At 42.6% G+C, this 13756-nt stretch carries 10 protein-coding genes and 1 pseudogene; 9 read left to right on the forward strand and 2 right to left on the reverse strand.

Annotation, left to right across the window (positions count from 1 at the left end; translation table 11 throughout):
- The 9 genes and pseudogenes from FWJ59_RS04315 to FWJ59_RS04355 form a co-directional block, all read left to right on the forward strand.
- Positions 1–287, forward strand: a pseudogene (locus FWJ59_RS04315) (hypothetical protein); the annotation flags it as partial.
- Between the two features lie 400 nt (positions 288–687).
- Entirely contained in the window at positions 688–2232 is a 1545-nt protein-coding gene (locus FWJ59_RS04320; RefSeq protein WP_414480757.1) for a histidine kinase, read from the forward strand.
- Positions 2225–3787, forward strand: coding sequence for a response regulator (locus FWJ59_RS04325; protein ID WP_414480758.1), 1563 nt, complete (start codon positions 2225–2227; stop codon positions 3785–3787). The genes FWJ59_RS04320 and FWJ59_RS04325 overlap by 8 nt, the downstream gene beginning before the upstream one ends.
- A 153-nt stretch (positions 3788–3940) precedes the next feature.
- Entirely contained in the window at positions 3941–5290 is a 1350-nt protein-coding gene (locus FWJ59_RS04330; RefSeq protein WP_414480759.1) for an ABC transporter substrate-binding protein, read from the forward strand.
- A 104-nt stretch (positions 5291–5394) separates the two neighbouring features.
- On the forward strand, positions 5395–6339 hold the full coding sequence (locus FWJ59_RS04335) for a carbohydrate ABC transporter permease (RefSeq protein ID WP_414480760.1): 945 nt from the start codon (positions 5395–5397) through the stop codon (positions 6337–6339).
- A 16-nt stretch (positions 6340–6355) separates the two neighbouring features.
- Positions 6356–7201 (forward strand): carbohydrate ABC transporter permease, encoded by an 846-nt coding sequence (locus FWJ59_RS04340; protein WP_414480766.1) that lies wholly within the window; start codon positions 6356–6358, stop codon positions 7199–7201.
- 318 nt (positions 7202–7519) lie between these two features.
- The gene (locus tag FWJ59_RS04345; RefSeq protein ID WP_414480761.1) at positions 7520–7936 is read left to right on the forward strand and encodes a MarR family winged helix-turn-helix transcriptional regulator; all 417 of its coding nucleotides are present in this window, start codon (positions 7520–7522) and stop codon (positions 7934–7936) included.
- 26 nt (positions 7937–7962) lie between these two features.
- Positions 7963–9714, forward strand: a complete 1752-nt coding sequence (locus FWJ59_RS04350) for an ABC transporter ATP-binding protein (RefSeq protein WP_414480762.1) — start codon at positions 7963–7965, stop codon at positions 9712–9714.
- 88 nt (positions 9715–9802) lie between these two features.
- Complete coding sequence (locus FWJ59_RS04355; RefSeq protein ID WP_414480763.1) at positions 9803–10216, forward strand: bacteriohemerythrin; 414 nt, start codon at positions 9803–9805, stop codon at positions 10214–10216.
- Between the two features lie 92 nt (positions 10217–10308).
- Here FWJ59_RS04355 and FWJ59_RS04360 read toward each other — a convergent pair whose 3' ends face one another.
- Together FWJ59_RS04360 and FWJ59_RS04365 are read right to left on the reverse strand one after the other, a co-directional pair.
- Complete coding sequence (locus tag FWJ59_RS04360) at positions 10309–11559, reverse strand: Wadjet anti-phage system protein JetD domain-containing protein (RefSeq protein WP_414480764.1); 1251 nt, start codon at positions 11557–11559, stop codon at positions 10309–10311.
- Positions 11519–13756: ATP-binding protein (locus tag FWJ59_RS04365; protein ID WP_414480765.1), on the reverse strand; the 2238-nt coding region annotated here is incomplete at its 5' end. The genes FWJ59_RS04360 and FWJ59_RS04365, both read right to left, overlap by 41 nt.

Raw genomic sequence — 13756 nt, forward strand, 5'->3', positions numbered from 1 at the left:
AACCAGGGAAACCGGAAGAACCAGAAGAGCCAGGAAAACCGGAAGAGCACAGTGAATCTGACGAGCCAGGAGAGCCCGATAAATCTGAAGAAGCAGGAAAGGCTGAGGGTAGTGAGAGTTCTGACAGAAAAGATTCTAAAGAAGAGGGAAAGCTTGTACAAACAGGTTTATGGTTAGATATAAATATGATTTTGATGTTAGGTGTTATCTTGTTTGTAGTGGGAGCTTTGTTACTGGTTACTAAGGGAAATTTTCATAAATGTGAAAAGTATAATAGATCATGGTAGATTATAATTTATAATGGAATGAATGCTTAGCAATAACGGGACATCTTACGGTGATACTTGTAGGATGTCCCGTTATGTATTAAAATAATATAATAATACATGAATCGAGCCTATAAAGGATATATTTAATTATAAGAAAATTAGGTGTTGTAATAATATGGGGAAGAAGGATAAAAAGCTCAATATCAATAAAATTATAGATAAGTTCTGTAAGTTTTATAATAATGCAAAAATTAGGAACAAGTTTTTGATTGTCCAAATCTTGACATTATGTTTTATTTGCATTATAAGCTTGTCTCTCCTTTATTTTCTGACCAAACGATATAATGATGTAATTTATAATCAAGCCGCACATATTTTAAGTGTTTCAGCCTCAAGCATTGAAAATCACTTAAGGCAAGTGGAAAACATATCGTTTAGAATCATCACAGATCCTAACGTACAGGAATACGCATATTCGGTTTATACGAGCGATAATTCATATGATCGGTTTAGGTTGTTGAAGCTTTTATCCGAGAGGGCAGTAAATATTGCATATGATGACCGATATATAAGCAGCATTATATTTGTGGATAACAAGGGAAACGAAGTGACGGCCGGTAAATATCCAAGGAGTTTGGAAGAAGATATAAAGGAGGAGATCATTAAAGAAGCAGTTGCCCAAAAAGGCTCTTTTGTGATAATGGATCTTTCCTATGAAACGGGTTCCCTCATTTGTGCTAGAGCTTTGAGGAGCGTCAAAAATTTCTCCCTTGAACCTCTCGGGGTTCTAATTATGCGGATTGATTTTAATAGATTGGTTGACCAGTATTTATCATCAACATATGGCCTTAACCTGATGATTTACAAAAACGGAAAGGTGGTATATTCCAATTTTGACAGCTTTAATGGTACAGATTTGTTTAAGTTTACCGGGGATTATGGATACGACATAGTGAAAAAAGATGATGTGAGCTATTTTGTCACCTATACTACTGCCAAATATACAGGGTTTGTCTATTTCAATATAATACCCTATCAGAACATTTTTCGCATAGTGACGGTTATGAAGAATGTAGTGCTCCTATCGATGCTTGCCTTTACCTTGCTGGCAATGATGATGAGCTTTAAGTTGGCCGAAAACCTTACCAAGCCTTTGGAGCGGCTTATCAGCAAGATGAAGCTGGTACAAAATGGGGCTTTTGAACTTGTGGATGAAGAAAAGCTTAAGGAGAACCGCATGGATGAGATAGGACAGCTTGAGAAAAACTTTTATATCATGATAAAAAAGATCAACACATTGATAAAGGAGGACCATGCCAAGCAAATTGATATCAAAGATGCCCAGTACAAGACCTTACAGGCCCAGATAAATCCCCATTTTTTGTACAACACCCTTGATTCCATAAACTGGATGGCTAAGCTCAACCAGCAGCACGAGATATCGAGGATGGTGGAGGCACTGGGGTATCTGCTGCGCAGCTCTATAAGCAAGAAGGAGCCCATGGTATTGGTTGAAGAGGAGCTTAAAATTTTGGATAGCTATATCACCATCCAAAAGATGAGATATGGTGAAAGGTTAAAATTTGAGGTAGATGTTGCACCAGATTATTTTGACTATTATGTACCCAAACTTTCATTTCAGCCTATAGTAGAAAATTCTATAAACCATGCTTTGGAGAATATGCTGGGCACATGCGTAGTAAGGTTGGAAGCGCGTATCGATGGAGACCAGGTTAAGTTTTATATCCACGATAACGGGCCGGGAATCAGCGAAGAATTGTTGTCTAAAATCAATAGAGGAGAATATGAGCCGAAGGGGACAGGCATAGGGTTGAAGAATATTGACGAACGGATTAAAATGACCTTTGGCAAGGAATATGGAATAAAAATAGAAAGCCAGTTGGGCAAGGGTACGACGGTGATCATAAGTATTCCACGAAGGAGATGTGGCAGCGATGTATAAAGTCCTATTAGTGGATGACGAACGAATAATAAGGGAAGGCATCTCAAAGATTATTGACTGGGAAGGGCATGGCTTCTGCTTCATAGGCGCTGCAGAGAATGCCATAGAGGCTTATGACATGATTCAAAAACAAAGGCCCCATATCGTGATTACCGATATCAAAATGCCGGTGATGAGCGGCTTGGAACTTATAAGAAAAACTAAAGAGATTTATGAAGACATAGTATTTATCGTGCTTTCAGGGTATGGAGAATTTGAACTGGCCAGCCAGGCAATGAGATATGGCGTTAAATACTATCTTTTAAAGCCCTGCAATGAGAATACAATTATAGAGGCTCTAAACAATGCAAGGGCCGAGATCGTTCAGAGGGAGAAGAGGCAGCAATTCATTGAAAAAAATGTAAAAACCATGCAAAAGATTCTACCTCTGGTGAAGGAGCAGTTCATAAGGGATTATGTCATGGGCAAAGGCTATACGGTAAAAGAGCTGGACTATTACTGCAATCTATTGAACATAAAACAGCAAGAACTCTTGAGGATGGTAATATTTCAGGTGAGCGAGGAGTACAACTTTGAAAGCGTACATGCTTTGGGCAATGTGATAGAAGAGGTATGCGATGGAGATGAGATATACTATAAGACTATAATAAAAAATCAGATTATGCTCCTGGTGCGTCCTATGGAAGATGAATCGCTGTTGAGGATCATAGATAAGGTAAAAAGCACCTTTTTTGAATACAGCAATATCGAGACTACGGTGTCTTACGGCGATAAGGCTTGCTTTAAGGATATGCCGGCTGTGTTTAGACAGTTGCAGGAGTGTTTTAAGTATTCCATGTATTTCGAAGAGGGCAGCATCATAACCCCCAAGGATATCGAATTTCTGGTTGGAGAGGATAAAAATGAAGTACTGGCTTTGGGAGATGAGAGGATTACCCTTGCCATCAAAAGCGGAAACATTCAAGAGGTAGAATCATTGGTTAACCAGTTTTTCTCTGAACTTAAAAAGAGCGGATGCGTCATTAGCCTTGCCAAGCTTCACTGTATTGAGCTTTATATGAAGATCATCAGGGGATGTCCTTATGAAAAGGTGGCAGGTTATATTGAAAAGACCGTTGATCTTCAAAATATGGATAGTATAAATGAAATTCAACAATTTATCTTGAATGCCGCAAAGGAGCTGGCCAATGAAAATCACATGAGGTTGATAAAAAGGCGCAGCGCCATAGTGGATAAGCTGATGAAGTATGTTGAAGCCAATATTAGCAATGAGGACCTCTCGCTCAAGTGGATTGCAAAAAATGTGCTTTATATGAATGAGGTTTATTTAAGCAAGCTGTTTTCAAAAGAGACGGGAGAAAAATTCTCACATTATTTGACGAAGGTTCGGATAGAGAAAGCGTTGGAACTGATGAAGAACAGCAATTGCGATAAGGTATATGAAATTGCTCAGCAAGTGGGGTTAGGGAAAAATCCGCAGTATTTCAGCCAGGTATTTAAAAAGTATACAGGTTATACCCCTACAGAGTATATGGAAAAGCTGCTATCGCAATGATTAAAACCAAGTTTATTGTTTTAGGCTGTGCATTAGGTTGTTTTTTTGAACAAAATGCACAGTTTTTTTTATGGATTGAGGTCAGCGGTGCATACTAGAATGTGTATAGAAGTTAATAGAGTTCAAAACTTGAAGAAAAGGAGATGAGAATTTATGAAGAAGGCAATTGTGTTGGCCTTAGCGGTGGTGCTCATGTTATCGCTGGTACTGACAGGGTGTTCTAGCGCCAGTGATGATTCAAAGACGCCGCAACAAGGTCAAAAGGAGGAGCAAAAGGCCGAGGAGCCATCGGGTTCTAAGGAGGATGTTACCTTAAGGATAGTCTGGTGGGGTTCACAGCAAAGAGCCGATTTAACTGTACAGGTTCTCGATATGTTCTCTGAGAAGTACCCCAACGTGAAGTTTGAACACGAGTTTGCTGCATGGAACGATTATTGGGATAAGATGGCCACATATGTTGCTGCCAATAGCCTTCCCGATATTGTACAGCACGACTATGCTAAGATTAAGCAGTATGTGGACAATAATTTGCTGGCCGATTTGACGCCGTACGTAGAGTCGGGCAAGTTAGACTTATCGGATGTAGATGATAACTTCCTAGCAGGCGGAAAATTTGACGGAAAGCTTTATGCTGTGCCTCTAGGGATTAATGCTTTGGGGATGTTGCTCGATCCTGCGGTCCTTGAAAAGGCGGGGCTATCCTTGCCTGGACCGGGCTGGACCTGGGAAGACTTTGAGGAGATGTGCAAGACCATTTACGAGAAAACCGGTGTGATGGCCGATATTCCGCTAGTGGATGACCCCAAATTCATGATTGAATATTTCGCTCGTTCAGTGGGCAAGTCGATGTTTAGCGCCGACGGAAAGTCCCTTGGATTTGATGATCCTTCCATCATCCAAGACTTCTTTGAAATGGAGCTGAGGATGCTAAAAGCAGGTGTAACGCCTTCACCCGAAGAGCTTTTGATCTCAAAGCCCGTGGAGGAAAGCAATATAGTGGTGGGACGTACATTTGGAGGGCCGGTGTGGAGCAACTTTGCTGTAGTATATTCTGACACTGCCCAGAGGCCGCTGAAGCTTGTCATTATGCCCAAGTATTCCAAGGGCGATAAACCAGGATTGTATATTAAACCTTCACAGTTCTTCTGCATAGCCGAGTCCTCACAGCATAAGGATATAGCAGTAGAATTTTTGAACTTCTGGACAAACGACATCGAGGCCAACAAGGTGCTGAAGGCTGAGAGAGGGGTCCCCATTTCCAAGAAGGTAAGGGAGGCTCTGGCCGATACGGTGAGCGAGAGCGTGCTAGAGACCTTTAAATACATCGATTCCATAGTTCCGTACGTAGGGCCCATTGATCCGCCAGAGCCTGCAGCAGCCAGCGAGGTAACGGCTTTAATCAAAGAGGTTAACGAGGAGGTTTTATTCCAGAGGATAACTCCCGAAGAAGCTGCTAAGAAGGTTATGGAAAGGGCTAATGAGATCCTGGCCCGCGGGCAATAAAGCCCATTCATTAAGAGGAATTTGAGCATAAACCGTCCTTTAAGCTGCTTAAAGGACGGTTTGTGCTATAAAAATTTTTTAAGCAAGGAGCGAGAGGGTGGATAATGAGAGAAGCAGCAATTAAGACTTCGAAAAAGGCGACAAGATACGGTGATGTATTTTCATTTTGGGAGAGGGAAAATTTTGTAGGCTATGTCTTCATTGCACCATGGCTTATAGGATTTTTTGTCTTTACTGTCTATCCCATAGTGTATTCTTTCATTCTCTCCTTTACATCGTATAATATCGTTTCTTCTCCCAAATTTATTGGGATCGACAACTATATAGAGATGTTTTTTAAGGATACTTTGTACTGGAAGTCGGTTAAGGCTACTTTTTATTACGTCTTTACTGCGGTGCCTTTAAGATTAGTATTTGCCTTGCTGGTAGCCATGTTGCTGTGCCGAAAAACCAGAGCCATAGGCATATATCGCTCTGCATTATATATACCTTCTTTGATTGGCGGAAGCGTGGCAGTCGCAGTGATGTGGCGAAGGATATTCTCGGAAGATGGCCTTTTAAACGCCATATTGAATTTTATTGGGATAAAATCTAACATAGCATGGTTGGGACATCCAACCTATACCATATGGACTATAATCCTTTTGGGGGCATGGCAATTCGGATCTTCTATGCTCATTTTTCTGGCGGGACTCAAGCAGATACCCGAAACCTATTATGAGGCTGCTCTGATAGATGGAGTGGGCCGTTTCCGTAAGTTTTTTAGCATTACCCTACCGCTTTTATCGCCGGTAATATTTTTCAACTTGATCATGCAGCTTATCAACGGCTTTATGATATTCACACAGGGGCTTATAATTACTGGCGGTGGGCCGCTTAACACCACACTCTTTTATGCCTTGTATCTGTACCGCAAGGCCTTCCAGTATTACCAAATGGGATACGGTTGTGCCATGGCATGGGTTATGCTGGTGGTAGTAGGTATACTGACAGCTCTGCTTTTCAAGACATCTAAGTTTTGGGTATATTATGAGGCCAAGGAGGGCTAATATGGCGAAATCAATTATGAAAAAGAGTAGGATAAATTGGAGCAATATCGCCTATCATGTGTTGATGGTGTTGTTCAGCTTTTTGATGCTCTATCCTGTGTTATGGATGATTTTTAGCTCTTTTAAGGAGAATGAAAGAATATTTGCTACTGCCCACATACTGATTCCCGAGAAATGGATTATAGAAAATTATATAGAAGGATGGAAGGGATTTGGCGGAACATCCTTCGATGTCTTTTTCAAAAACTCCTTGTTTTACTCAGGAGTTGGGACGATAGGCACGGTTATTTCCTCCTTAATGGTGGCCTATGGTTTCTCTAGGGTGAATTTTAAAGGAAGAAATTTTTGGTTTGCATGCATGATGATGACGATGATGTTGCCGGCGCAGGTGGTCATTATCCCCCAGTTTATCATGTTTCATAAGTTTAATTGGGTTAATTCGTTTAAACCATTGATAGTGCCGACATTTACGGCTGGTCCATTTTTCGTGTTTTTAATCATGCAGTTTATTAGGGGAATACCTTCCGAGTTGGATGAGGCAGCTAAAATAGATGGTTGCAATAAATACGAAATATTTTTCAGGATCATCGTACCTTTGGTCAAACCGGCTATTATCACCACCACGATTTTCTCGTTCTACTGGAAATGGGACGATTTCCTGGGGCCTCTGTTGTATTTGAATAAACCCAAGCTTTATACCGTTTCATTGGCTTTGAGAGCCTTTAACGATGCTACTACCAAAACCAACTGGGGCGGACTGTTGGCCATGTCAACCCTTTCGCTGGTACCGGTGCTCATAATCTTCTTTGCCTTCCAGCGATATCTGGTTGAAGGCATTGCAACCACAGGTCTTAAAGGTTAGCTGTGCAATTGCTGAAACAAAATCGGACGCTAAAGAAACAAGAGGTGAGCTTACGCTTACCTCTTTATTTTTTGGGAATAAATTTTATTGACACCTATTATTTAAATGCCGTATAATTCATATATGAAATATTGAAATATTTTGCAGGCTTCCTATAGCAAATTTTTATTTTTTAACTTTTACGTACTGGTTAAAAGATGGTTGCGATATTAAAGCATCAAAAGATGGTTACAATATTGAAGCCATATTTGTTCCATCACATTTAAGGTAAGCAGAAAGGTAGATAGGCTGTAGGCAAGTTCAATGGGGGTGATGTAGGTGAACGGCTCGCTAGAGCTGGAAGTTTACAAGGCTTTAAAGGATGCCTACAACGGCATCAAGAGGGAACTGCACAATAAGTTGACACAAAACGGAATCACCTGGCCCCAGTTTCATGCGCTGTACCACATCGACGATGAGGGCATCCCCAGCCACGAACTGGCCAAGGAGCTCAACTGCAATGCCAGCAACATGACAGGATTGATTGATCGTATGGAGCAAAACAAATGGGTTTATCGTGTGCATAGTAAGGACGACAGACGGGTATGGCTGATAAAACTTACCGAAGAAGGCAGGAGGCTAAAGGAAGAGCTAATTCCCAAACATCAGAAAAATATAGAGGAGAGGATGAGGGCCTTAAACCAAGAGGAGTTGATAACCCTTAAAAGTTTGCTGAATAAGCTTATGAAAGGTTAGTAGTAAATAGCTGAAGGGGGGTTCCTATGAAGGAGCTTAAGGCGCTTATGCGGTATATGAAGCCCTATAGGCTTCACATATTTGTGGCTACTGTTTGCATGGTGATGGTCACTGCAATGAATATGGTCGGCCCCTGGATGATTCGCAACCTGATAAGCACGGTGGTGCAGAGCGTACAAGGCATAGCGAGTATAGCTCAGATCAACTTTCTTGCACTGGCCGTGGTTGCTATATATCTGCTGAGAGCCATATCCCAGTTTGGTACCAACTACATATCCCATTATGCTGCATGGAAGATGTTGGAGGATATTAGAAGCGATTTGTATGACCATCTGCAAAATTTGTCATTGAGGTTTTTCCATGACAAACAGACCGGAGAGCTCATGTCGCGGGTTCTCGATGACACGCGAAACTTTGAGCAGCTGCTGGCTCACGCCATTCCAACCCTTGTGGTTAATGCATTGATGCTCGTTGGCGTATCAGCCATTTTGTTTTCCATGAATTTGCAATTGGCACTTTATACGCTCATACCAATTCCCTTGCTTTTCTGGATGGTCGTCAAGTTCAGCAAGATATCCCGTCCGATGTTCAAAGAAGCCCAGAAGGAAATCGCAGAGGTTAGCGCAATCCTCCAGGATAATTTCTCGGGGATTAAGGAAATTAAGGCTTTCACCCAGGAAGCGTATGAAAGCAGACGGACTCTGGAGCGGATAGCCGCCTACACCAGGGCAATATTGCGCGCCCTCAAATTGAGTAATGCTTTTCATCCCAGCATAGAGTTTGTATCCGGCCTGGGAACGGTTATAGTCATATTCTTTGGCGGTAGGCTGGCTTTGTCCAATCAATTGGCCTTAGAGGACTTGGTAGCTTTTTTGCTGTACCTTAATTCCTTTTATCAACCCATAACCTCATTTGGCATGATCAATGAGGGGATACAGCATGCTCTAGCCAGCGCCGAACGGGTATTTGAGATATTGAATGAGGAGCCCGAGATAAAGGATGCTCCTGATGCGATAGAGGTAGACAGGGTGAAGGGCAAGATAGAATTTAGAAATGTTAGCTTCCGCTATGTGGATGACGTACCGGTTTTGAAAAACGTGTCTTTTAAGGTCAACCCCGGCGAGATGGTAGCTTTGGTAGGTCCTACCGGGGTGGGCAAGACCACCATTGCCAATCTGATACCCAGGTTTTATGACCCTGATGCGGGCCAGATTCTAATAGATGACGTGGACATAAGGAAAATTAAGCTGAGCAGCCTGAGAAAGCAGATCAGCATGGTATCGCAGGACGTATTTCTATTCAACGGCACCGTGAAGGAGAACATCCTGTACGGGCGGCCGGATGCCACCGATGAAGAGGTTATTGCAGCTGCAAAGGCTGCTAATGCCCACGAGTTTATAATGGAGCTGCCTGAAGGATACGATACCAGGGTAGGAGAGAGAGGGGTAAAGCTGTCGGGAGGCCAGAAACAGAGGATCTCCATAGCACGAGCATTGCTTAAAGATGCTCCAATATTGATTCTGGATGAGGCCACATCATCGGTGGATACTCAGACCGAGAAGCAAATTCAAGAAGCTCTGGAAAACCTTATGAAAAACAGGACTACCATAGTGATTGCCCATCGATTGTCCACCATACGCAATGCAGACCAGATAATTGTCCTGCAGGATGGTGAAATAATAGAGGCCGGCAAGCACGATGAGCTTCTCAGGGCGGGCGGCCTATATAGCCAGCTGTGCAAGGCGCAGAGCACAACTGAGGAATTGATAGCTGTTTAGTTTAATATATCGGTTTGAAATTGGCGAAAATTGTTTAAAAATCATATTAAATAAGGATGCTTTTACGGGGAAAGGGGGTTTTTAAAAGATGGCCATAAAGTGGAGGAAGGAGCTGGAGATAGGAATTGACGTAATTGATAATCAACACAAGGAACTGGTGGATGCTATAAACAAATTGCTGGAAGCAAGCGCCGCCGGAAGGGCAAAAGAGGAAATTGGCAGCACCCTTAACTTTCTTTCGGATTACGTCATAACCCATTTCAACTTTGAGCAGGAATATCAGAAGCGGCACAATTATCCGAAGTATGCTGAGCATCTGAAACTGCACCAGTTCTTTTTGCAGGAAGTCCAGGAGATGAAGAGGCAGTTTGAACAGGATGGAGCCAGCCTTCCTTTCATCATTCAGTTCAACAAGAGAATCGTCGACTGGTTCGTCAACCATATCAGCAAAGCGGATAAGGACTATGCGGAATATGTACATTCTTTAAAGGGTGCTAAATAGCATTCCATTGGTGATGCTGCTTTGTATGGCGGAGGATTATGCGGTGAAAAGTTAAGCAATGCATGGAAAGGGGATTTGTTTGCTTCTAGGTATCATTCACAGCTTAGGAAGGCCTCTTGCTCTATCCTAGCGCTCTCCTTTAACATGACCCGTATGAGCGGATGAAATTCCTTGTAATCCTCGTCATGGAGCAGCTTTTCCAAGGATTTAGCGTACTTGGCGTCAAGCGGCTGCCAAAAACGCTTCATGGATAGAAAGGCCTCAAGGTCCATAAGATAAGGTTGAAGCGTGGGGATGATTTGCTTTTTGAGGCGATGGAATATTTGAAACCCTCCCAGGTCCATATCGCCCCAGTGGTAAAATATGATGTTGCTCCTGCAAGCGGCATCATATATTTTTTTGAAGAAAAGTCCTTTTACAGGGCTGTAAAAACCACCATGGTATATTATCAGCTCATCGACGGTTTTTCTTCTAAATACATAATCTACATAGTTGGCTTTATTTTCTATAAAAAGGATGCGCTTAACATTTGGTAAATCGGAAATTACCATATCTCGTATAGTTGGGGCGTTGATGGACACCCCGTGTATCAGAGGGGAAAAGTCAACGTCACGCCCTCTTATGGACGCCAATACGTTGCCGCAAAAATCCACCTGCTCGGGAGCTTTGACAATGCCGATGAGGGATAAGATTTCATCATCGGTCCATTCTCCTGCTTGCAGATCTTCTTCCTGCCAATATTTTTTAATAATTACCAATAGCTTCCGCCGCAAGTTCTTCTCGAAATATTTTGAATCGCCGAAACACCTTAAGCTGAACACCCGTTCCAACAGCTCGTCTTCACCTTTGGTATCGATAAATAGCAATGCTTTTAAGAGGTTTTGCAAATGTTGGCTGTCCTCTGGGAGGAAGGAAGGTATGTCCAACTTTTGTTCCATCCACTCTTGCACATCGTCTAAAAAGGCACGGATCCATGAGGAGGTGATGCGCATTTTAAGCTCCCGCACCCAGACAAGAGCATTTTCCACCTGTTGTCGCTTGGGAATTCTTTCGGCCTGCTTGTATGCTTCCTGCAAGGCGTCCAGATTTAGCCATATGCGGCTGATGATGTTGCCCTTTTCGAAGCGCATCCATTCAAAATCGATTAAGCCTTCTCTTTGAAGGTCCATTATTTCCGAATTGATGAGTTCCTTTGCGATGGTATCTTCTATATTGTATTCGGGGAATTCGTTGGAACATAAATTTATGAGAATCCTTCTCTTGGTTCTAGAAGTGCTTTTATATGCGCTGCTCCTTTCGTATTTATCTAGCAATCGGTTGAGTATCAGCTTCCTGTAGTTCATGCAACTCCTCCTTTAACTTTTTAGCATCGAAGGCTTTGACAAACGACCTATTTTCGCTCCTTATCACACACAGGGTTCGGTCCACAAGGGGGGCTATGTCGCCTATTTTTTCGGAAGGGGCCGCCAGTATGGCCTGCAGTCCGAACTTACGCAAAAGCTTAATGCTTTCCTGTATCCTGTCGCTGTCCATCTTGCTGAATGCCTCGTCAAACATTATAAGCCGAATGGTGTTACCCGATTCGTTATTGTATCTCGTTCGATATAGCTGGGCAAATGAGGCCAGCATGGCAATATAGAAAGGAGTTTGGGTTTCACCGCCAGATTTTTTGCGAAGCGTTTTTGATAGCCGCTGTTCCCTGCCCTGGTTGTCGGTGACTATCAGGTCAAATGTGAGATAGGTTCTATAATCGGTGAATCGCTTGATATTCTTCTCAAGTTCAATTCTGGTATCGGCGTCGGTTTGCAGGTCTATGTCGGTAATTTGTTTAAATAGCTCTTCAATGGCGTCCTTGTGCTTTTCGAAAAAGACGTGAGACGCCAGGTTGTAACCGTCCATAAGCAGCTCATCGGTGATCATATCGTAAAACCTACGGTATTCGGGCCTGGGACTGACTACAAATCTATAGCGGTCATTACCAAAGCTGCTCTCCTTCAAAGCGCTGTTGAGTTCTTCAATCTGCTCTTTGACCATGTCTATATTGGCTTTGAGCTTGGCCAGAAAGTCTTCGCGGAACTGCTGAAAAGCCTTTTCTTTGGCGTCCTTGATCTTCTCCAGGTATTCAGGCAATTTGATGTCCTTAAGTTCGTTGAGCTCCTTTTCATATGGAGCGTTGTCGGGGAGGTTTATATCATATGACATGCGGTGTTCTCGGTTATATTCTGCACGCGCTGACACCAGCTCCTCCCATTTCTTATTCATCTGGCTCTGTGTTCTGGCCAACTGGCTGTAAAAGTTATTGTATATTTCATTTGCCGAAGCCCTACTGGACAGCTCCTTTTGAAAGCGCGGTTCACCTACCTTTTGAACCCACTCATCAGTGAACTGGCTGTTTATGCGGTTTTGATACAGCTCGATATTTTGCTTTGCACTAGGTATACTGTTTTCAGTTATATATTTGTTTTTGTTCTTAAGGTCGATAAGCTCGATCAAACAGTCATTTTCTTGCTTTTTCAGGTTTTCGATTTCTTTTTCCAATTTCTTTATTTTTTTGTCTAACTGTTCTAACCAGGTTAAGTCTAGTTTGCTCAGTTCATCTACTATGGCATCAAGTTTTTCTTCCAAGGCAGGTATGTTCTTGCTTTGTTCTAGCACCTCTGTGATATTTTCGGCTTCATTGAGGTTTATGGATTCCATGGAATATATGTTGCTTAAAGCGTTGGACAGGTTTTTAAAGCTTGTGACTTCTTTTTCAATCTGGGCTATCTGTGCTGTCTTGTTTTCTATCTGCTCCTCAATGGACCTCCGACCAATATATGGATTTTTCCATCGATCAGGGTGCAGCTGGCGTGCCACAAAATTTTGATACAGCATGCACGAATCGGTTATCGACCGCGGATAATTCCGCAGTTCCTCCAAATCGTTGCATTTTATGACGTTGCCCATTACAAAATCGACGAACATGCGGGCATAACGGTTGGATGTTTCTACTTCCTGTGCCAAGCTGTTTTCCATGGCGGCTGGCTTAAGCTGGGCTAGCTTGCCGGTATCCACCAACCCCAGGTCGTAAAAGCCCTTTTCAAATTTCAATCTGTCATACACCTTTAGGGCATCTAAGAAATGCTCCGGCTCCACTATAAGGTAGAATTTTTGAGTGTGAAGATATGCTTCTACGGCATTTTTCCATCGCATATCCCTGATCTCAAGCAAATCGGCAAGGATGTGTACCTGCACCTTATCGCCATATTTAGTAGAGAGGGTACGTGCGATTTCTTCTTTAAGGGCCAGTAGGTTTCGAGGATAGGGTTTTACCCCGCGTTTTAGGTTTTCTACCTCATCTGCAAGCTCATCCAGTAGCCTTTCGGCTTTGGTGATAGCGCTGTCTATAAGGCTTTTTATTTGGCCGGCTGTCTGTTTGAGTTTGTTTATTAAGCCTATTATATTATTAAACCCCTCAGCGGCTATGGCATCAAGAACTTTTTCATCGGCTTTGATCAGCTGCTGAGCACAGATTAAAGCTTGTTGGGACAATTTCATCAG

The sequence above is a fragment of the Caldicoprobacter sp. genome (assembly GCF_047459465.1).
In the GTDB taxonomy this organism is placed as follows: domain Bacteria; phylum Bacillota; class Clostridia; order Caldicoprobacterales; family Caldicoprobacteraceae; genus Caldicoprobacter.